This window comes from Streptomyces sp. NBC_01190 (assembly GCF_045039895.1).
In the GTDB taxonomy this organism is placed as follows: Bacteria; Actinomycetota; Actinomycetes; order Streptomycetales; family Streptomycetaceae; genus Actinacidiphila.
On the sequence record NZ_CP108580.1, the window covers coordinates 2827501 to 2847044 of the forward strand.

The following is a 19544-nucleotide window of genomic DNA, read 5'->3' on the forward strand; positions in this document are numbered from 1 at the left end:
CAGGAGGGTGGCGTCCCCGCCGTCGTCCAGGATCATGTTGGGGCCGCCGGTGGGGGTGTTCGGCCAGGTCAGCGCCTGTTCCGTGCACCACCAGTACTCTTCGAGGCTTTCGCCCTTCCAGGCGAAGACCGGGATGCCCTGCGGGTCCTCCGGGGTGCCGTGCGGGCCGACGGCGATGGCCGCGGCGGCGTGGTCCTGGGTGGAGAAGATGTTGCAGGAGGCCCAGCGGACATCGGCGCCCAGCGCCACGAGGGTCTCGATCAGCACGGCGGTCTGCACGGTCATGTGCAGGGAGCCGGTGATCCTGGCACCGGCCAGCGGCTGACTGGCGCCGTGTTCCTCGCGGAGGGACATCAGGCCGGGCATCTCGTGCTCGGCGAGGGTGATCTCCTTGCGGCCGAAGGTGGCAAGGGAGAGATCCGCGACTTTGAAGTCGGCGGTGGAGGTGGTCATGCGGTCTGCTCCTCGCGGTTGAGGTCGGGGCGGACAGGAAGGTGGCGCGGCCGACGGACGGCTCGGGGTGTGGCGCACTGCGGGCACACCCGTCCCCTTGCGGCAGCGCAATCCGTCGGAGGCCCTCTCTCCCTCGGCCGATCACCCAGTGGGGATCGCCCGACCGCCATCAGCAGCGACGTCTGGCTAAGGATGAATCTACACCGGTCGGCGCATCGGCCCCAGTGGGTCCGGCTCAGCGGCCACCGGGCGTCTGCGCCGCGTCGGGCCCCGCCGAGGCGGCGGCGTCGCTGTAGATGTCCGGTTCGAGGTAGATGACGCGGGCGAAGGGTTCGGCCGTTCGGATGCGTTCCTCGGCGGCGTCGATGGCGCGGGCGACCTCGACGGCGGTGTCGTCGTGCTGGACGGCCACCTTCGCGGCGATCAGCAGCTCCTCGGGGCCGAGGTGCAGGGTGCGCATGTGGATGACGCCGGTGACGGTCTCCCCGTCGATCATGGCGGCGCGGATGCGGGCGACGGATTCCGGGTTGGCACCCTCACCGATGAGCAGGGACTTGGTCTCGGCGGCGAGTACGAGGGCGATGACGATGAGGAGGGAGCCGATGCAGATGGTGCCGACGCCGTCCCAGGTGCCGTCGTCGGTGGCGATGGCGATACCGACACCCGCGAGGGCGAGGACCAGACCGATGAGCGCGCCGAAGTCCTCCAGCAGCACGATGGGGAGCTCGGGGGCCTTGGCCCGGCGGATGAAAGCGACCCAGGACAGGGAGCCGCGGGTGTGGTTGGACTCCTTGATGGCGGTGCGGAAGGAGGAGCCCTCGGCGACGATCGCGAAGAGGAGCACGGCGACCGGCCAGTACCAGTGGTCGACGGAGTGCGGTTGGCGGATCTTCTCGTAGCCCTCGTAGACCGCGAACATGCCGCCGACCGAGAAGAGCACGATCGACACCAGGAAGGCGTAGACGTACCGTTCCCGGCCGTAGCCGAAGGGGTGTTGCTCCGTGGCGGCGCGCTTGGCGCGCTTGCCGCCGATCAGCAGGAGTGCCTGGTTGCCGGAGTCGGCGAGGGAGTGGACACCCTCGGCAAGCAGTGAGGAGGAGCCGCTGAACGCGAATGCCACGAACTTGGCCGCGGCGATGGCGAGGTTCGCACTCAGCGCCGCGATGATCGCCCTGGTTCCGCCTGACGCGCTCATAGGTTGCTTGATGTCCCTTCCATCGGCCCGGCGGTCGCCACGCCTGCGCGGGCGCCGCGGTCGGTCATTGTTGCAGTCCGTCGCGGGTTGTGGGTGGGTCAGGCCGCCACGGCGGCCCGGAAGACGGTGCCCGCACCGCTGATCTCGGCGTGCTCGCCGGCCGGGATGAAGGCGGATTCGCCGGCGGCGAGGGTGAGGGCGGTGGCGTCGTCGGTGCGCAGCCGTGCCTCGCCATCGGTGCACAGCAGGATCTGCGGGCTGCTCGGGTCGAGCCGGCGGGCTTGGGCGCCGGGTGCGAGCACGTAGCGGGAGAGCCGGAATTCGTCGATGGGGGCCGCGTAGAGCTCCTCGCCGTCGGCGGCGGCCTCGGGGCGGAGCACGGCGGGGTCGCCGGCCTCGAAGCGGACGACGCGCAGGAGTTCGGGTACGTCGATGTGTTTGGGGGTGAGGCCACAGCGGAGCACGTTGTCGGAGTTGGCCATGATCTCGACCCCGAGGCCGTCGAGGTAGGCGTGCGGGACGCCCGCGCCGAGGTAGAGGGCTTCGCCGGGCTGGAGCCGGACGTGGTTGAGCAGCATCGCGGCGATGATGCCCCGGTCGCCGGGGAAGCTGTGGGCGGCCTTGGCGTAGGCGGCGTAGGAGGCCGCGTACGGGGTGCCGGGGCTTGCGGCGAGACGGATGGCGGCCTCGGTGGCGTCGTGCACGGTGGGCCGCATGTCGTCGGGGTCCGCGCTCAGGACGGCGGCGAGCACCTCGCGCAGCGCCCGGTCCTCGGGGTGGGCGCGCAGGATGTCCACGTAGGGGGCGAGGCTGCCGACGCCGAGGGTGTCGAGGAGTTCGGCGGCTTCGGTCGGTCGGCGGAAGCCGCACAGGCCGTCGAAGGGCGACAGGGCCACGAGCATCTCGGGCTTGTGGTTGGCGTCCTTGTAGGTGCGGAACGGCGCGTCGAGCGGGATGCCGCGGGCCTCTTCGTCGGCGAAGCCGGCCCTGGCCTGGGCGAGGTCGGGGTGCACCTGGAGAGAGAGGGGTGCGCCGGCGGCGAGCACTTTGAGGAGGAAGGGCAGCGTGGGACCGAACCGCTTGACGGTGGCCTCGCCGAGTGCGGCGGCGGGGTCGGCGGCGATGACCGTGTCGAGGGCGACGAGGCCGTCACCGCGGTCGATACGGGAGGGTGCGCCGGGGTGGGCGCCCATCCACAGTTCGGCCTGGGGTTCGCCGGTGGGCTCGGTGCCGAGCAGCTCCGGAATGGCGGTGGTGGATCCCCAGGCGTAGGGGCGGATGGTGTTGAAAAGGCGGTTCATGCCGGTTATGTTCTCTCGGTCGAGGCTACGGCGAGGTAAACGGCGGCGAAATCCGTCAGGGCGAGGAGTTCGGCGGCGGTGTCGAGGGGGGTCTCCGCCGTGGTGGAGATCTCGCTGAGCGGAGTGTCGTGGGCGTACGCCTGTGCGCGGGCGGCGGGTGCGGCGGAGCCCGGCTGGTCGGCGGCCTCCTGGAAGAGCACGATGCGCAGCCGGAGCCCGTCGCTGTTCTCCACCCGGTCCCGGAAGAAGTCGTCGCTCTCGACCGCGAGGACATGGGCGCTCGCCTGGAGCGGGCCGTGGGCGGTGAGGGCGGCGGGCAGTTCGGCGTTGAGCGCGGGCCGGCCGGCGCGGGCGGCGAGCACGGTGGTGAACCGGCGGGCGCCGGCCGCGGCGATGCGGCCCTGGCTCCACAACAGCGGCAGGGAGCCGTCGAGTTCGGCGGCGAGGGTCTTGGCCGGGTTGGTGTAGGTGGCGACGGCGGGTCCGCAGCGGGCGGCGACGGAGTCCAGGGTGTCGGCCATGGCGTGCAGGGCGGCGGGGGGCGCGTCAAGCAGTCCGATGCGGTCGGTGAGGGCCAGCAGCGGGGTGAGCAGGGCCCAGAGCGCGCCGGTGTCGGTGATCTGCTCGGCGTCGAAGCGGGTGCCGGTCGCGCGTTCGTTGCCGTCGGGTCCGGCGAAGGGCAGTGCCATGCCGCGGACCTGCGCGACGGCTTCGGCCAGCGGCGCCTTGGGCGCGGTGACGGCGGCGGCCGTGCAGCCCCGCCGGTAGGCCTGTTCCACCAGGTCGGTCAGTCCCTGTTCGGTGCCGAGCGGACTGACCAGGAGCAGCAGGTCGAGGGAGCCGGCCCAGCCGGGCAGCGTCCAGCGGGACTGCTGCGGGGTGGGGCCGGTGGGGTGGAGGAGCTGCACCGGGCAACTGCCGGAGCCGAGCGCGGACAGCAGGTCGGCGACGGCCGCCGCCTCGGGACCGCTGCCGGCGACGAGCACGGCTCGGGGCTCGCCGTCGGGTTGCAACCCGGCTACCCCGGCCTCCTCGGCCAGCCGCAGGGCGGTCCGCACCCGGGCGCCGGCGCCGGCGACCCCGCGCAGCAGTTCATGGACGTCGGCGCGGGCGAGGGCGTCGGCGTCCTCCAACAGCGACTCGTCGAACAACGCGACCTCCGGGTCGGATACGGCTGTGATGCGGTTTCGCGCCGCGCGGTGCGGGGCGCCGCGAGTGGTGGACGCGCATGGTGGACGCGGGGTGCGGTGGACCCGGGGGCGGGACGCCTTCCGGTGCTTCGTTCTGGGGCGTCTGCCCGCGAGATCCGGGGGAACCCCTGCGGAGTTGCCCGAACGCGCTCGGCGTCAGGCGGGGCGGCGAGCCTCGTCCACCAGCAGGACGGGGATGTCGTCGCGTACCGGATAGGCCAGGCCGCACGTGGCGGAGGTGCACACGAGCTCACTGGCGTCGGTGTCCTCGCGGAAGGGAGCGTGGCAGGCCGGGCAGGCGAGGATCTCCAGCAGGCTGGGTTCGACGAGCGACATGAGCGGTGTCCTCCGGACGGTGTGCGGCCGAGGGCGGCCTGTGTCGGGCATCGGATGCCGGTGCCGGTCGGCGACGACCGGACCCGGCGGTCGGTGAGTTGTCCGCTGGACCGTCCGTCGCGTCGGCGGCTTTCTCCCCGTGCACCTCAGCCTATCGCCGTGCCGCGCGCCCGTACGATCCCGGCGCCGGGGCCGGGATCGTACGGGCGCGGTGCCGGGCCGCGGCACGACAGCGGCCGGGCAGCGGTCCGGTGCCCGCTATGCCCGGACGATCCCCAGTACCTGGTCGCGGAGCCGCGCGACGGTCTCCTCGTCGCGGGCCTCGACGTTCAGCCGGAGCAGCGGCTCGGTGTTGGAGGCGCGCAGGTTGAACCACCAGTCGGCGGCGGTGACGGTGAGCCCGTCGAGCTGGTCGAAGGTGACGCCCGGCTGCCCGGCGAAGGCGGCGCGGACGGCGGCGGTGCGGCCGGCCTGGTCGGCGACCGTGCTGTTGATCTCACCGGAGGCGGCGTAGCGGTCGTACTCGGCGACCAGGGCCGACAGCGGGCCGTCCTGGCCGCCGAGGGCGGCCAGCAGGTGCAGGGCGGCGAGCATGCCGGTGTCGGCGTTCCAGAAGTCCTGGAAGTAGTAGTGCGCGGAGTGCTCGCCGCCGAAGACCGCGCCGGTGGCGGCCATCTCCTGTTTGATGAAGGAGTGCCCGACCCGGGTGCGGACGGCGACGCCGCCGTGCTCGGCGACGACCTCGGGCACCGACCACGAGGTGATCAGGTTGTGGATGATCACCGCCCCCGGGTGCTTGGCCAGTTCGCGGGCCGCGACCAGGGCGGTGACCGCGGACGGCGGGACGGGTTCGCCGCGCTCGTCGACGGCGAAGCAGCGGTCGGCGTCGCCGTCGAAGGCGAGGCCGAGGTCGGCGCCGGTGGCGAGGACCCTCGTCTGGAGGTCGACGAGGTTCTTCGGATCGAGCGGGTTGGCCTCGTGGTTGGGGAAGGTGCCGTCCAGTTCGAAGTACATCGGCACCAGCTCGACCGGCAGGCCGGCCAGCACGGTGGGCACGGTGTGGCCGCCCATGCCGTTGCCCGCGTCCACCACCACCTTGAGCGGCCGGATACCGGAGAGGTCGACCAGGGAGCGCAGATGCCCCGCGTAGTCGTCGAGCACGTCCCGCCGGCCGATGGTACCGGGCGCGCCGACCGGGGCCGGCAGCTCGGTCTCCGACCACTTCTCGGCGAGCGCCCTGATGTCGGCGAGCCCGGTGTCCTGCCCGACGGGGGCGGCGCCGGCCCGGCACATCTTGATGCCGTTGTAGCGGGCCGGGTTGTGGCTCGCGGTGAACATGGCGCCGGGCAGGCCGAGCCGGCCGCTGGCGAAGTACAGCTCGTCGGTCGAGCAGAGGCCGATCTCGGTCACGTCGGCGCCCCGCGAGGCGGCGCCGCGGCCGAAGGCACGGGACAGGGCGGGCGAGGAGGGCCGCATGTCGTGGCCGATGACGATCGCGTCGGCCTCGGTGACGGTGGCGAAGGCGGCCCCGAGGATCTCCGCGAGCGGCTCGTCCCACTGATCGGGAACGACACCGCGCACGTCGTATGCCTTGACGATTTGCGACAAGTCGGCCACAGCACACCTCTGTCGAACGGGGTCAGTCGAACGGAACCGGCGGGTACAGCGCGAAGAGCGGGGCCGGCCGACGCGGGAAGACCGGGCCGGTACCTGGAACGTCGCGCGCCGGGGCTCCGCACAACCTATCCAAGGGTGCCGACGGGGCTATGACTCCGGGGACCGCAGCACGCGCAGGTGCCCGCGCCGGGCGACCTCCAGCGGATCGATCTCCCGCGCCCCCGAGCGCCGCGGCTGGGGCCTGGCGGCCTCGCGTACGGCATTGGCCAGTGCTTCGAGATCGTCGCCGCTGGGACGGACCGGGCCGTTGTCCGTGGCCAGCCGCACGACCTCCCAGCCGCGCGGGGCGGTCAGCCGCTCCGAGTGCTCGGAGCACAGGTCGTAGCAGTGCGGTTCGGCATACGTGGCGAGGGGGCCGAGAACGGCGGTGGAGTCCGCGTAGACGTACGTCAGCGTCGCGACGGCGGGACGGCCGCAGGCGGTTCGCGAACAGCGACGTACAGGGCTCACGACGTTGGACGGTACCGCACTCTTGAACGGGCCGCGACGACTCTCCCCCGACTCACCCGGTCGTGTCGCTCGCCACACCTGGGAGGGCCGGTCTTCACTCCGTTGGCGCTGACCTGCGGGGACGGTGGCAGCCCTCCGCTTATATACCGAGGGTAAGGCTTTGGTCACGACCCGGTGGCGAGCGACGGCCTGACCGAGGTGGCGGATATCCGTGGCTTCCCTGGCCGGATGGCGTCCGACGATGGCCGAATACCAGCGGGTTGCCACGAGGACACCGCCCGGACGCGGCTCCCGAGCCGCGCGGATTCCGCCGGTACCCGGTCCCCGGCGCCGTCCCGGCCGATCACCCTCCGCTCTTCCGGCGACAAGAGCGGGATCTATTGCTGTACGGACCCTCATCGAGGACTAGGCTCACGCTGATGGACAGCTCGGCACCCACGCCTCCGATCCCTCCCGCGTCACGACCGCGTCGCCGCGATCGTCACGGGCGAGGGATGCGCGGACCCATCGCGCCCCCGCAGGTGCCGCTGGCGGTCAGCCGGGCCGATGCCTTCGACGATCTGGTCCGGGACGCCGCCGACCGGCTCGAGCGGCGCTGGCCGCAGCTCGCCGATGTCGAGTTCGCCGTCCAGGAGGTGCCCTGGCCGCAGGACGGTCCGGCCACCGACGGCGACACGGTGCCGCTGGGCCGGCTGATCAGCGCGGCCAAGGACCGGCCGAGCCGGATCGTCGTCTACCGCCGGCCGGTGGAGATCCGCGCCAAGACCCGCGACGAGCGGGCGCTGCTGGTCCACGAGATCGTCGTGGAGCAGGTCGCCGAGCTGCTCGGCCTCTCGCCGGAGAACGTCGACCCGAAGTACGGCGAGGACTGAGCGCCGGGCGCCGGGCCCGCCGCACCCGACGCCCGGCCCTCAGCCCTCAGCCCTCAGCCCTCAGCCCTCAGCCCTCAGCCCTCAGCGGTTGAGGATCCGCAGGTCCTGCGCCGCCTCCGGCACCGACACCGTCCCGTGGTCATCGGGCATCGGCTGGATGGTGAACATCTGCACGTCGCCCACCGGCAGCGCCAGGGTCCGCGACGCGTAAAGCTGCCCGCCGGACAGCCGCTCGACCGTCAGCGCGTAGGTGCCCTTGAGGCCGGCCGGCGGGGTCGGCACCAGGGCCGTCGTGGTGCCCGCCTTGACGATGAGCGTCTTGCTCGACCCGGTGCCGCCGCCGGAGCCCGCCGACGAGGTGACCCGCACGGTGGCCGACCCGCCGACGGCGGTCAGCGACAGCGTCGACCCCTTGGCGCGGTTGTCCGCCACGCTGGCCCTGGTGTCGATGCGGGGTGTCGCGGGCAGGAAGGCGATCTCCTGCTTGGCGCCCTTGCCGCGGGTGACACGGAGTGCGGCGACCACCGGCACGGCGGTGTGCGCGTCGCTCGATCCGATGATCAGCGAGGAGGCGTCGCCCTTGGTGACGTCCCCGAGGTCCGCCACCGTCGACATCCCGCTCTTGACGTGCAGCGTCTCGTGCCCGGCCGGCGTGATCGAGCCGGTCGGGGTGGCCAGCTTGAAGGTGAGGTCGGCGTCGTCGGACCCGGTCGCGAAGGCGACCAGGCGGACGTCGGTGGCGTCGGCCGGGATGCCGGGCAGGACCAGGCTCGTCGCGGGCTCGGCGGCCGGGGCCATCCAGTCGGCGCCCGCCTTGTCGTCGACGGACTGGAGCAGGGCGCCGACCCGGCCACTGCGGGCGACCACGTGCACGGTCAGGTCGGCCGCCTTGTCTGCCACCAGGGTGGACAGCATGACCGGTTCCGAGCTGCCGCCGGCCACCGTGATGCCCTCGCCGGTGGATGCCTTGAGCAGGCCGTCCTTGCCGTAGAGCTCGATGTCCACGACGGCGGGCGTCTCATCGGGATTGATGAGGTGCACATAGTCCTGCCGGCCGGTCACGGTGCTGGCGCCGGGGAACCAGAACTCGCTGTCGGGCGCGACACACGACGTGCCGAGCAGGCCGCGCCCGTCACCGCTGTCGACGACCGTGGTCTGCTGCACCGTCCAGCCGGGTGCCAGCGAGCCGTCCGCGGTGCCGATGAGCGCCGGACCGTCCGGCTTGTCGACGTTCGCGACGGCCGGTTTGCCGACCGAGGTGAGCGGGGCGACCGGCTTCGCCTTGGGGGTGACCGGCAGCAGCTTGGCGCTACCGCCGCCGGCTGCCGTCCCCGCCCCGGTCCCCGATCCGTTGGGGGTGAAGGACGTGTACTGCGTGCTGGCCAGCTCCGAGGAGGACGGTTCCGGGCACAGCAGGCTGGTTCGCTGCACCGGCAGCCGGGCGGCGGCGCCGGCGGCGGGGGTGCCGCCGCTGTCGCCACCGCCGCTGTTCAGGCCGGCCGCGCCGGTCAGGACGGCGAGTACGACGACCGCGCCGGCCAGGGAGTAGGTGTTCCGGTTCACTGGTGGTTGCTCCCGTCGTGGCGCGGGTCGCCCTCTGGGTAGTACGCCCCGGGGTCGGGGTACGCGGCCGGGTCGGCGTAGCCCTGGTCCTCGCCGTATCCCTGCTGCTGGCCGTAGCCCTGGCCCTGGCCGTACCCCTCCTGCGGGCCGCCGTACGCGGCCTGGTCGTCGGAGGCGGGTGAGCCGTAGGCGTCGTAGCCGGGCTGGGGCGGCACGTAGCCGTATTCGTCGCCGTACGCGCCCTGCTGCTGCTCGTACCCGCCGGGACCGGGGGCCTGGGCCGGGACGGGCGGGTACTGGCCGGTGTCCCACTGCTGCTGGTCGGCGCCGGTGGCACCCTGGGCGTACTGCTGGTCCGGGTAGCCCTGCTCCTGGTAGCCGTAGCCGTTCTCGCCGCCGGTCGGGACCGCGTAGGGGTCGTAGCCCCCCTCGGCCGGGTCGTACGCGACCGGCTGTTCATACGGGTCCTGCTCGTACGGATCCCGCTCGTGGCCGGTCTGCTCGGCCGGCTCCCCGGCGTCGGAGCCGGCGCCCGTCTCCGGGGCGTCCGGCGCCGCGGCGCCCTCGGCCTCGGCGGCGGCCTGGAGGCGGCGGGCACGGCGGCCCTCGCCGACCGCCTGGGCGGGGATGTCGGCGGTGAAGGCGGCGGCCGGGGCCCCGGTGGTCCCGGCGGCCCCTTCGGCCTCCGGCAGGTCGTCGTCGACCTCGCGGCGCCGGCCCGGCAGCGCCAGCACGATCACCAGCAGCAGCAGGAAGGCCTGGACGACCAGCCAGCCGATGTGGGTGACCGGCTCCTCGAAGGTGACGTCGAGCCGCCCGGCGGTGGCCGGCAGTTCGAAGCCCTGGGCCCAGCCGTCCACGGTCGTCGGGGTCAGCGCGGTGCCGTCAAGGGTGGCGTGCCAGCCGGAATTGGCGGAGTCGGCGAGCCGCAGCACACGTCCGCTGGGCCCGGCGGGCACCTTGGTGTGCGCCTCGACGCGGCCCGCGGCCACCTGGACCGGCTGGGCGCCCTTGCCGGTGATGGTGATCCGGGAGACGTCGGAGTCCACCCGCCACAGCTCGGACCCCGCGGTCTGGCTGACCCGGGACAGGCCGGGGGTGCTGTCCAGGACCTTCTCGTACGAGCGGGGCGCGCCCTTCTCGGCGAGGACGTAGCGGATCGCGTATCCGGCCAGCCGGCTGCCCTGATCGGCGCCGGAGCCCGCGACGAGGTTGGCGACGACACCGTCCAGCGCGCTGTCACGGCCGGCCTGGGCGGCGAGTTCGGCGTCGCCGAGCCGGGCGCCCGAGCCGCGTACCAGGAAGTAGGAGACGCGGGCGGGGGTGCCGTTGATGACCAGGGTGCGCGGCTGGTCGCCGGAGGTGCTCTCCTCGGCGACGAAGGCGGGGACCTGGACGGGGTCGGTGCGCTTGATCGGGCCGTCGGCGCCGTCGGCCACCCAGGTGAAGGCGGCGAGCAGCGGCGCGGCGACGGCGGCGATCGCGATGAGGCCGGCGACGGGCTGCCGCCAGCCGAAGCCGCTGGCGGCGATCCGCTCGTTGGCGCCTTCCGCGCCGACCGCGGCGGCGGCCAGGAGCGCCAGGCCGTAGACGAGGGTGGCCGGTCCTGCCCAGTCCTTGCCGTTCTCGACGACCGCGAAGAGCAGGCCGGCCGTGGCGGCGGCCCAGGCGGCGACGATGGCGGTGCGGCGGCTGCCGCGCATCAGGGCGGCGAGCGCGGCGAGCACCACACCGATCAGCAGGAATCCGCCGCCCGCCTTGGGGCCGCCGGGGCTGAGCAGCAGCAGATCGGCGCCGGAGGCGGAGCCGGTGCCGTAGGGCAGTCCGGCCTCGTTCATCAGTCGGCCGGGGTGGCCGAGCAGGGTCAGCGACCAGGGGGCCAGCAAAACGATCGGTGTGATGATCAGCGCGGCGAAGCGGAGCAGATGCGGGACGAGCAACTGCCGTTGGCCCGCGACCAGCCGCCAGCCGATGGTGGCGGCGGCGAGCACCAGCGCGATCGGCCAGGTGACCGGGGTGAAGGCGGTGGTGAAGGTCAGCATCAGGGCCAGCGCCCAGGTGGCGCGCCAGCCGGGACGGGCGCCGCGCTCGACGGCTCCCGCGCTGAGCTGGAGACCGGCGGCGGCCACGGCGGCGCGTGCCATCAGCGGCAGCAGGATGGCCAGCAGCGCGGTGCCGAGACGCCCGGCGGCCAGGGCCCCGGTGGCCGCGGGCAGGAAGGCGTAGGCGACCGACGCCCAGGCGCGCAGCAGCCGGGATTCCACCAGCGGCCGGGACGCGAAGTAGGCGGCGATGCCGGCCAGCGGCACCGAGGCGACCAGGAACAGCGTCAGGGTGAGCCCGGTGGAGCCGAACAGCACGGTGGCGAAGAGGGCGAGCACCGCGAGGTAGGGGGGCGCGTCCTGGGTGCCGCCGACGCCGAGGGCGTGCCAGGAGCCCGCGTAGGTGGCCCACAGGTCGGAGGCGCCCGGGTCGGCGGGCAGCAGTGCCCCGCCGGCCAGCGCGCCACTGCCGACGAGGGACCGGCACGCGGCGAGCGAGACGACGAGCAGCACGGCGAAGAGCACCGGGCCCGGCTTGCGGGCGATCCGCTTGAGCCGCGCGAACTGCTCGACTTCCAGGAAGTCGCCGTCCTCGTCGCCGGGTCCGGACTCGACCGAGCCGCCGTGCCGTCCGACGGCGGCGGAGGCGGCGTCGGCGCGGCCGGAGAGGTTGCTGACGACCTGCTCGACGGTGGCGCGCACGGTGGCACCGGGCGGCGGGAAGAGCGGCCGGAGTTCGGCGGGCGGCACCTGGCCGCGGCCGCGTCTGGCGCGGGCGGCGAGCAGCCGGCCAGGCCGCAGCAGCACGCTCATCAGGCCGACGATCTCGTCGACGGCCTGGCCCGGGACCTTGCCCACGAGGTAGGCGAGCGTGCGCAGCAGCGTGCCGAGGAAGATCCGCAGCACCACGTAGGGCAGCAGCGGGCCACGGGTGTTGGCGAGCAGGGTGTAGACGGCGCCGGCCTTGTCGACGCGGTGCGGGTTGACCGCGGAGCGGCCGGCGCAGTCGACCGGGCGGCGCTCGCGGGAGGCCGCCTCGGCGTGCCGCAGCACGGCGTCGGGGGCGATGAGGACGGTGTGTCCCGCGGCGTGGGCGCGCCAGCAGAAGTCCACGTCGTCCCGCATCAGCGGGAGTCTGCGGTCGAAGCCGCCGAGTTCCTCCCAGACGTCGCGGCGCACCAGCATGCCCGCGGAGGAGACCGACAGCACCGGGCGTACCTGGTCGTGCTGGCCCTGGTCCTGCTCGCGGCGCTCCAGTCCGGTCCAGCGCCGGCCGCTGCGGGCGATGCTGACACCGGCTTCGAGCAGTTGCCTGCGGTCGTACCAGCTACGGAGTTTGGGACCGATGATCGCGGCTGATGGTGACGCCTCGGCGGTGCGCAGCAGGGCGGCGAGGGCGCCGGGGTCCGGTTCGCAGTCGTCGTGGAGCAGCCACAGCCAGTGGACGAGGTCGCCGTGCGGCTGCTCGGGCTCGTCGTAGACGTCGTCGTTCCAGGTGCGGGTCACCGGGTCCCAGCCGCTGCGGCGCCGGAGGTACGGCAGGTCGTCGGCGGTGAGCGGCGGTGCGGTGCGGACGGCTTCGTCGACCGCGGCGCCGAAGCCGGTACGGCGGGCGAGGTGGAGCACGCGCTGGTCGCCGAGGGATTCGGCGAGCAGGCGTGCGGAGTCGTCGGCGCTGCCGGTGTCGGCGGCGACCACCTCCTGGACCGGGCGGTCCTGGGCGAGCAGCCCGGACAGGGCTTTGGGCAGCCAGCGCGCTCCATCGTGCGCGACCAGCACGGCGGTGACGACATGGCGCGGGGACTCAGGGGTGCCGGCCGGGTGCGCGGCCGGTGCTGGGCTGTTCACGGACATCGAGGTTCTGGCCCCGGTTCGCTGGACTGCGGTGGACGGTTGTGCCCGCGCGGCGCGGGCCCATGTCTTGGACGGCCCCCCACACTAACGGCTTACACCGGGGGTCCCGTCCGGATGCGCTCCCGGGCGGCCGGGAACGGCCGGCCGAGAGAGTGGGGACGGCGGCCGGAACGGGAGCGGGCACCCGCGCGGGAGCGCGGGAACGCCATAAGACAGCGACAGCCCGCCTGCCGTGCCGCGGGCACGGAAGACGGGCTGTACGCGGGTGGTCGCGGGGATCCGCCGTCGGACGGCGCCAGGAGCCGCGTCAGACGACGCCCTTCTTCAGCCGGCGGCGCTCACGCTCGGACAGGCCGCCCCAGATGCCGAAGCGCTCGTCGTTGGCGAGGGCGTACTCCAGGCAGTCGGAGCGGACTTCGCACGCCAGGCAGACTTTCTTCGCCTCGCGCGTGGAACCGCCCTTTTCGGGGAAGAACGACTCGGGGTCGGTCTGCGCACACAGCGCGCGCTCCTGCCAGCCGAGTTCCTCGTCGGCCTCTTCGGCCAGCAGCAACTGGAACTGCTCGGTCATGCGCGCCCCTCGTCTGTCGTGCTTCCCCGTGATGTTGCCTGCCGTCACCATGTCCGGCTGAAACGACACGAGTGAAATTACAAGTGTGCCGATCCGCGCCAGTCAAGCCGAGATCTGCTATTGATCCCGTTATTCACTCCGCTGAACCAAGGTGTCACGGAAAGTGTTGAAATCAGTCTGAAAGCTCGGCGCGTCAACAACGGTCCTGTCGATGACCTCTCTCAGGCAGACGCATGGGCAACGCACCGCGTTCCGACCCTGTACACGAAGCGCGGCGGATCACGGTTCGATGACAGAAGACCAACGTCACACCAGGCACGCGCCTTCCCGCCGGACCCGCATCGAATCTGCACGGATGCCGCACCATCTATCCCCACCCCTGAGTGCACAAACCTTTCACCACCGTGCGTTACCGAATCGGGTGAACATGGCGGACCAAACGGACATTGAGTTGACAAGTGCGGGCCGCGAACGGTCTTCTTGACACCATGTCCGCTGAGCACTTCGCGCCTTTCCGGACTCGCCGCGGCGAGTCCCGCTGCGTCGCGCTCGCGCAGAGCTGTTGTTGTTCCTGTCGCTGCCGCTGAACCCCCGCCCGGGACCGTATGAGGACCCGGCGCCCCCCATTCACGCGCGTCACAGAGGAACACACCCCCATGTACTCCGACGTCTCTATCGCCGGTGACCCACTCGCTCTGCCCCATCTGCTCCCCCCGGTGCGGCAACACCCCGCTACCGTCGCGGAGTTCGCAGGACTGGCCCGCTCCATCGCCGCCGACCGGTCCCGCTGGGCGCCCCTGGTGCGCTACGACGCCACCACCCGGTGGTACGCCCGGCTCCAGACCGGTCCCGGTTACGAGGTGTGGCTGCTCAGTTGGCTGCCGGGCCAGGGCAGCGGCCTGCACGACCACGGCCCCTCGGCCGGCGTGCTGACCGTCGTGCGGGGCACCCTGAGCGAGCGGGCCCGCGGCGCGAGCGGCGGGATGACGACCCGGGTGCTCACCGCCGGGCACCAGCGGGCCTTCGCCGAGGGCTACGTGCACGAGGTGGTCAACGACTCGCTCGAACCCGCGGTGACCGTGCATGTGTACTTCCCCGGGCTGACCGAGATGACGCCCCACGCCTGCACCGGCGGCGGCGACGCGGTCGCGCGGGCCGAGGGGACGCCCGGCGCGAGCACCGCGCCCCCGGCTCCGGCGGCTCCGGCCGGACGCTGATTCCTCCGCCCGGGCGGGCGGAGGGCAGACTGGGAACCATGCGAATTGTGGTTCTGGCCGGAGGTATCGGGGGCGCGCGCTTCCTGCGCGGCCTCAAGGCAGCGGCGCCCGAGGCGGAGATCACCGTCATCGGCAACACCGGAGACGACATCCATCTGTTCGGTCTGAAGGTCTGCCCCGACCTCGACACCGTGATGTACACCCTCGGCGGCGGTATCCACGAGGAGCAGGGCTGGGGCCGCGAGGGCGAGACCTTCGCCGTGAAGGAGGAACTCGCCGCCTATGGCGTCGGACCGGAGTGGTTCGGGCTCGGCGACCGGGACTTCGCCACCCACATCGTCCGTACCCAGATGCTCGGCGCCGGCTATCCGCTGAGCGCCGTCACCGAGGCGCTCTGCGCGCGCTGGACGCCGGGGGTGCGGCTCATCCCCATGTCGGACGACCGGGTGGAGACCCATGTCGTCATCGAGGTGGACGGCGAGCGCAAGGCCGTCCACTTCCAGGAGTACTGGGTACGGCTGCGGGCGGCGGTCCAGGCGCACGCGGTGGTGCCGGTCGGCGCGGACACGGCCAAGCCGGCGCCCGGGGTGCTGGAGGCGATCGCCGCCGCCGATGTGATCGTCTTCCCGCCGTCCAACCCGGTGGTCAGCATCGGCACCATCCTCGCGGTGCCCGGCATCCGGGAGGGGATCGCGGAGGCGGGTGTGCCCGTGGTCGGGCTCTCCCCCATCGTCGGGGACGCGCCGGTGCGCGGCATGGCCGACAAGGTGCTGGCCGCGGTGGGCGTCGAGTCGACCGCCGCCGCGGTGGCGGCGCACTACGGCAGCGGGCTGCTGGACGGCTGGCTGGTGGACACGGTGGACGCGGCCGCGGTCGACGAGATCGAGTCGGCGGGGATCCGCTGCCGGGCGGTACCGCTGCTGATGGAGAGCGTCGAGGCCACCACGCGGATGGCGCGGGAGGCGCTGACGCTGGCCGAGGAGGTCCAGGCGTGAACGCGGCGGACACCGGCATGGAGAACATCGAGAACGCCGAGAAGACCGCGGCCGCGGAGAGCACGGGTACGGAGAGCGCGGCCCGCTACGAGGTCTTCGGCGTGCCCGGCATCGGCGAGGTGCAGCCGGGCGCCGACCTCGCCAAGCTGATCGCCGCGACCGGGGTCGAACTCGCCGACGGGGATGTGCTGCTGGTCACTTCGAAGATCGTCAGCAAGGCCGAGGGCCGGATGGTGCGTGCCGAGGACCGGGAGGCGGCGATCGACGCGGAGGCGGTCCGGCTGGTGGCGCGGCGCGGGCCGACCCGGATCGTCGAGACCCGGCACGGCTTCGTGATGGCCGCGGCGGGCGTGGACGCCTCCAACACCCCTGCGGGGACGGTGCTGTTGCTCCCCGAGGACCCGGACGCCTCGGCCCGGCGTATCCGCGAGGGGCTGCGCGACACGCTGGGGGTACGGGTCGGGGTCGTCGTCACCGACACCTTCGGCCGGCCCTGGCGGGAAGGCCTCACCGATGTGGCGGTCGGCGCGTCAGGGGTAAGGGTGCTGGGGGATCTGCGCGGCGCCCTGGACTCGCACGGCAATGAGCTGAGCATGACGGTCACCGCGACCGCGGACGAACTGGCCGCCGCCGGTGACCTGGTGAAGGGCAAGGCGACGGGCGTGCCGGTCGCGGTGGTACGCGGCCTGGCATCGGTGGTGGACCCGGACCCCGGATCCGGCGCGGAAGACCCCGGGGCGCGGGCACTGGTGCGCCGGGCGGCGGACGACATGTTCCGGCTCGGTACGTCGGAGGCGGTACGGGAGGCGGTGTCACTGCGCCGGACGGTACGGGAGTTCACCGACGAGCCGGTGGATCCGGCGGCGGTACGGCGCGCGGTCGCCCTCGCCGTCACGGCGCCCGCCCCGCACCACACGACGCCGTGGCGGTTCGTGCTGGTGGAGTCGGCGCGGACCCGGACCCGGCTGCTCGACGCGATGCGCGAGGCGTGGGCGGCGGATCTGCGGCGTGACGGGTTCTCCGACCAGAGCGTCGCCAAGCGGCTGCGGCGCGGGGATGTGCTGCGCGGGGCGCCGTGCCTGGTGGTGCCGTGCCTGGTCGCGGAGGGGGCGCACGCCTATCCGGACGAACGGCGGGCGGCGGCCGAACGGGAGATGTTCGTGGTGGCGGCGGGCGCGGGCGTCCAGAACTTCCTGGTCGCGCTGGCCGGGGAGCAGTTGGGGTCGGCCTGGGTGTCGTCCACGATGTTCTGCCGCGAGGTGGTGCGGCAGGTACTCGATCTGCCGGCGGCCTGGGATCCCATGGGAGCGGTCGCGGTGGGTCGCCCGGCGGTCCCGCCGGCCCGCCGTCCGGCCCGCTCCGAGGCGGATTTCCTGGTCGTGCGTTAGGCGGCGGGGCCGCGGGCCGGGGGCTCCTCGGACGGCTCCACCGGGCGGGTTCGGCCGGTCAGGAGTGCCGGGTCGGCGGGTTGGGGGCCAGCCGGGGCGCGCGGCGCGGCGGGGCGTGGGTGGTCAGGAGGATCAGCCGGGCGGCGCGGTGGCGGTGTCCCGCGTAGGGGGCGAGCAGGCGCAGCATGGCCTCGTCGCTGGAGCGGCGGGTGCCCTCCAGGGCGTAGCCGATGTGGTGCGGGAGGTGGAGATCGCCGACGGTGAGGGCGTCGGGGTCGCCATGGGTGCGCTGAAGGGTCTCCGCGGTGGTCCAAGGGCCTATGCCGGGGATGGTCTGGAGGCGGGCGGCGGCCTCCAGCGGGGAGAGGGCGGCGAAGGTGTCGAGGCGGGCGCCGACCCGGACCGCGCGCAGGATGGTGGAGGCGCGTTTGTTGTCGACGCCGACGCAGTGCCAGTCCCAGGAGGGGATGAGGGCCCAGCCCCGGGCGTCGGGCATGACGCGCATCCGCTCCGCGGGGCCGGGCGCGGGCTCGCCGTGCTGGAAGAGCAGCAGCTTCCAGGCACGGTTGGCCTCGGTCGTGGTGACCTTCTGTTCGAGGATGGTGGGGATCAGCGCCTCCAGCACGAGTCCGGTCCTGGCGAGCCGCAGCCCCGGGTGGCGCTTGTGCGCGTGCTGCACCACCCGGTGCCGGGGGACGAAGCCGGCGGGATCGTCGTGGGCGCCGAGGATGCCCGGAAGCGCGTCGAGCAGCCATTCCGCGCCCGGCCCCCACGCCTGGCCTTCCAGGGCGGCCGGAGTGCCGGTGATCCGCAGCGTGCCGGGCCCGGCGGGTGTCCGGCTGGCCCGCCACACCGCGCCGTCCGGGGTGATCCGGAAGGTGGGGTCGCCGCCGCCCCTGCGCAGCGGTAGCACGGTGAGCCGTACGTCGAGCGGCCCCGACGGCACCCAGGTACGTGTCCGCGGCGCCGGTACGGCCGGCCCTGCGGCGGGCGGGCCCGCGGCGAGCGGGAGTGGGTGGGGCGACGGCATCCGCCGAGCGTACCCGGCCCGGCGCACCGCCCTCCGCCCGCCGGCGGGCGGGACTACTGGTCGGACGAGAAGCGGATCGCGCCCGCGTCGATGCGCGCCCCGCACCAGACCCGGGCGCCGTGGGCGAGCTCGTTGTCCGGGCCGAGGACCGCGCCGTCGCCGAGGACCACCCCGTCGAGGACCGTGCGGGCGCCGACCCGCGCGCCGGCGCCGATCAGCGAGCCCCTGACCACCGCGCCGGCGTCCACCCGGGCGCCGGCCAGCACCGTACTGCCGTCGACGCGCGCGCCGGAGCCGATGACGGCGCCCGCCGCGACGCAGGTGCCGCCGGAGAGCTTGGCGTCGTCGGCGACGTAGGCGCCGGGAAGGACCAGCCGCTCACCGTGGCGGCCGGGGACGGCGGGTGACGGGGCGCGGCCGAGAACGAGATCGGCGGAGCCGCGGACGAACGCCTGCGGGGTGCCGAGGTCGAGCCAGTAGGTGGAGTCGACCATGCCTTGCAGATGCGCGCCGGCCGCGAGCAGATCGGGGAAGGTCTCGCGTTCGACGGAGACCGGGCGGCCGGCCGGGATGGCGTCGATGACCGACCGGGTGAAGACGTAGGCACCGGCGTTGATCTGGTCGGTGGCGATCTCCTCGGGCGTCTGCGGCTTCTCCAGGAAGGCGGTGACACGGCCGCTTGAGTCGGTGGGGACCAGGCCGAAGGCGCGCGGGTCGGGCACCTTCGTCAGATGCAGGGAGATGTCCGCGCCGGTGGCCCGGTGGGTGGCGACCAGCGCCGGGATGTCGAGGCCGGTGAGGATGTCGCCGTTGAAGACGAGCACCGGGTCGCCGGGGGCGGAGCGCAGGCGGTGGGCGACGTTGCGGATGGCGCCGCCGGTGCCGAGCGGGTCGGTCTCGGTGACGTACTCCAGGTGCAGGCCGAGCGCGGAGCCGTCGCCGAAGTACGGTTCGAAGACCTCGGCGAGGTAGGAGGTGGCGAGCACGACGTGCTCGACGCCGGCCGCCCTGGCCCGGGCGAGCTGGTGGGTGATGAACGGCACACCGGCGGCCGGGATCATCGGCTTGGGGGTGTTCACGGTGAGCGGCCGCAACCGGGTCCCCTTGCCGCCGACCAGCAGGACGGCCTCGGTCGCGCGGCGGCTCCCCCGGGGCGCGTCAGGGGTCGCGGCAGCCGTCGCGGCCGCCGCAGCGTCCCCGGCGCCCGTGGCGTCCCTCGCGCCCCTGGACAAGGAGCTGACTTCGCTGATCACCGGGGGGCTCTGTGCGGGCTGGGGTGCGGACATGGGGAAGATGGTGACATAAGCCGTAAAGCCGTCGATTCATGAGCTGACAGCCCGTCGGCCGCGTCGGGGCAGGCTACCCGTACGGCCCAGCCGCGGCGGCTCGATCATGCCAGGTAGCCTGGCC

General features: G+C 73.5%; 16 protein-coding genes (1 of these 16 running past the window's edge). 4 read left to right on the top strand and 12 right to left on the bottom strand.

Going from position 1 to position 19544, the window contains the following annotated elements; genetic code table 11:
• From ahcY to OG519_RS11825, 7 genes are all read right to left on the bottom strand, one after another.
• Positions 1 to 453, bottom strand: the 5' end (the start) of a protein-coding gene (ahcY, locus tag OG519_RS11795; RefSeq protein ID WP_405582267.1) for an adenosylhomocysteinase. It extends 999 nt beyond the left edge of the window; only the first 453 of its 1452 coding nucleotides appear in the window; it begins with the start codon at positions 451 to 453; the stop codon falls past the left edge of the window.
• 235 nt (positions 454 to 688) lie between these two features.
• A complete protein-coding gene (locus OG519_RS11800; protein ID WP_405582270.1) occupies positions 689 to 1648 on the bottom strand; it encodes a cation diffusion facilitator family transporter in 960 nt (319 codons plus the stop codon).
• Between the two features lie 98 nt (positions 1649 to 1746).
• Positions 1747 to 2949, bottom strand: a complete 1203-nt coding sequence (manA, locus tag OG519_RS11805) for a mannose-6-phosphate isomerase, class I (protein ID WP_405582272.1) — start codon at positions 2947 to 2949, stop codon at positions 1747 to 1749.
• Between the two features lie 5 nt (positions 2950 to 2954).
• A complete protein-coding gene (locus OG519_RS11810; RefSeq protein ID WP_405582275.1) occupies positions 2955 to 4100 on the bottom strand; it encodes an SIS domain-containing protein in 1146 nt (381 codons plus the stop codon).
• A 195-nt stretch (positions 4101 to 4295) separates the two neighbouring features.
• Complete coding sequence (locus tag OG519_RS11815) at positions 4296 to 4475, bottom strand: Trm112 family protein (protein WP_405582278.1); 180 nt, start codon at positions 4473 to 4475, stop codon at positions 4296 to 4298.
• Positions 4476 to 4733: 258 nt separating this feature from the next.
• Positions 4734 to 6092 carry a phosphomannomutase/phosphoglucomutase gene (locus tag OG519_RS11820; protein WP_405582281.1) on the bottom strand — a complete coding sequence of 453 codons (1359 nt, stop codon included), beginning with the start codon at positions 6090 to 6092 and terminating at the stop codon, positions 4734 to 4736.
• A gap of 147 nt (positions 6093 to 6239) precedes the next feature.
• The gene (locus OG519_RS11825; protein WP_405582284.1) at positions 6240 to 6680 is read right to left on the bottom strand and encodes a DUF3499 domain-containing protein; all 441 of its coding nucleotides are present in this window, start codon (positions 6678 to 6680) and stop codon (positions 6240 to 6242) included.
• 341 nt (positions 6681 to 7021) lie between these two features.
• Between OG519_RS11825 and OG519_RS11830 the strand changes: the two genes are divergently transcribed.
• A complete protein-coding gene (locus OG519_RS11830; protein WP_405582287.1) occupies positions 7022 to 7474 on the top strand; it encodes a metallopeptidase family protein in 453 nt (150 codons plus the stop codon).
• 81 nt (positions 7475 to 7555) lie between these two features.
• Here OG519_RS11830 and OG519_RS11835 read toward each other — a convergent pair whose 3' ends face one another.
• The 3 genes from OG519_RS11835 to OG519_RS11845 all read right to left on the bottom strand — a co-directional run bounded on the left by OG519_RS11835 (position 7556) and on the right by OG519_RS11845 (position 13504).
• Positions 7556 to 9037, bottom strand: a complete 1482-nt coding sequence (locus tag OG519_RS11835; RefSeq protein WP_405582290.1) for a DUF5719 family protein — start codon at positions 9035 to 9037, stop codon at positions 7556 to 7558.
• Positions 9034 to 12933, bottom strand: a complete 3900-nt coding sequence (locus tag OG519_RS11840) for a glycosyltransferase (RefSeq protein ID WP_405582293.1) — start codon at positions 12931 to 12933, stop codon at positions 9034 to 9036. The genes OG519_RS11835 and OG519_RS11840 overlap by 4 nt, the downstream gene beginning before the upstream one ends.
• Positions 12934 to 13240: 307 nt before the next feature.
• Entirely contained in the window at positions 13241 to 13504 is a 264-nt protein-coding gene (locus tag OG519_RS11845; protein WP_031519519.1) for a WhiB family transcriptional regulator, read from the bottom strand.
• A gap of 656 nt (positions 13505 to 14160) precedes the next feature.
• On the opposite strand from OG519_RS11845, the gene OG519_RS11850 reads away from it, so the two are divergent.
• The 3 genes from OG519_RS11850 to OG519_RS11860 are packed head-to-tail and all read left to right on the top strand — an operon-like array spanning position 14161 to position 17104.
• The gene (locus tag OG519_RS11850; protein WP_405582296.1) at positions 14161 to 14721 is read left to right on the top strand and encodes a cysteine dioxygenase; all 561 of its coding nucleotides are present in this window, start codon (positions 14161 to 14163) and stop codon (positions 14719 to 14721) included.
• 38 nt (positions 14722 to 14759) lie between these two features.
• On the top strand, positions 14760 to 15716 hold the full coding sequence (gene cofD, locus OG519_RS11855; RefSeq protein ID WP_405582298.1) for a 2-phospho-L-lactate transferase: 957 nt from the start codon (positions 14760 to 14762) through the stop codon (positions 15714 to 15716).
• A gap of 17 nt (positions 15717 to 15733) precedes the next feature.
• Positions 15734 to 17104: a coenzyme F420-0:L-glutamate ligase gene (locus tag OG519_RS11860; protein ID WP_405592654.1), complete on the top strand. Its 1371-nt coding sequence runs from the start codon at positions 15734 to 15736 to the stop codon at positions 17102 to 17104.
• Positions 17105 to 17162: 58 nt separating this feature from the next.
• Here OG519_RS11860 and OG519_RS11865 read toward each other — a convergent pair whose 3' ends face one another.
• Both OG519_RS11865 and OG519_RS11870 read right to left on the bottom strand, forming a co-directional pair.
• Positions 17163 to 18134 (bottom strand): DNA-3-methyladenine glycosylase family protein, encoded by a 972-nt coding sequence (locus OG519_RS11865; RefSeq protein WP_405582300.1) that lies wholly within the window; start codon positions 18132 to 18134, stop codon positions 17163 to 17165.
• A 53-nt stretch (positions 18135 to 18187) separates the two neighbouring features.
• Positions 18188 to 19420: a sugar phosphate nucleotidyltransferase gene (locus tag OG519_RS11870; protein WP_405582303.1), complete on the bottom strand. Its 1233-nt coding sequence runs from the start codon at positions 19418 to 19420 to the stop codon at positions 18188 to 18190.
• Positions 19421 to 19544 lie beyond the last annotated feature (124 nt).

Excerpts from the sequence above, each read along its gene's own strand:
- OG519_RS11840 (WP_405582293.1), bottom strand. The coding sequence starts at position 12,933 with ATGTCCGTGAACAGCCCAGCACCGGCCGCGCACCCGGCCGGCACCCCT.
- OG519_RS11845 (WP_031519519.1), bottom strand. The coding sequence starts at position 13,504 with ATGACCGAGCAGTTCCAGTTGCTGCTGGCCGAAGAGGCCGACGAGGAA.
- OG519_RS11865 (WP_405582300.1), bottom strand. The coding sequence starts at position 18,134 with ATGCCGTCGCCCCACCCACTCCCGCTCGCCGCGGGCCCGCCCGCCGCA.
- OG519_RS11860 (WP_405592654.1), top strand. The coding sequence starts at position 15,734 with ATGGAGAACATCGAGAACGCCGAGAAGACCGCGGCCGCGGAGAGCACG.
- OG519_RS11870 (WP_405582303.1), bottom strand. The coding sequence starts at position 19,420 with ATGTCCGCACCCCAGCCCGCACAGAGCCCCCCGGTGATCAGCGAAGTC.
- OG519_RS11830 (WP_405582287.1), top strand. The coding sequence starts at position 7,022 with ATGGACAGCTCGGCACCCACGCCTCCGATCCCTCCCGCGTCACGACCG.
- OG519_RS11815 (WP_405582278.1), bottom strand. The coding sequence starts at position 4,475 with ATGTCGCTCGTCGAACCCAGCCTGCTGGAGATCCTCGCCTGCCCGGCC.
- OG519_RS11850 (WP_405582296.1), top strand. The coding sequence starts at position 14,161 with ATGTACTCCGACGTCTCTATCGCCGGTGACCCACTCGCTCTGCCCCAT.
- cofD (WP_405582298.1), top strand. The coding sequence starts at position 14,760 with ATGCGAATTGTGGTTCTGGCCGGAGGTATCGGGGGCGCGCGCTTCCTG.
- manA (WP_405582272.1), bottom strand. The coding sequence starts at position 2,949 with ATGAACCGCCTTTTCAACACCATCCGCCCCTACGCCTGGGGATCCACC.
- OG519_RS11800 (WP_405582270.1), bottom strand. The coding sequence starts at position 1,648 with ATGAGCGCGTCAGGCGGAACCAGGGCGATCATCGCGGCGCTGAGTGCG.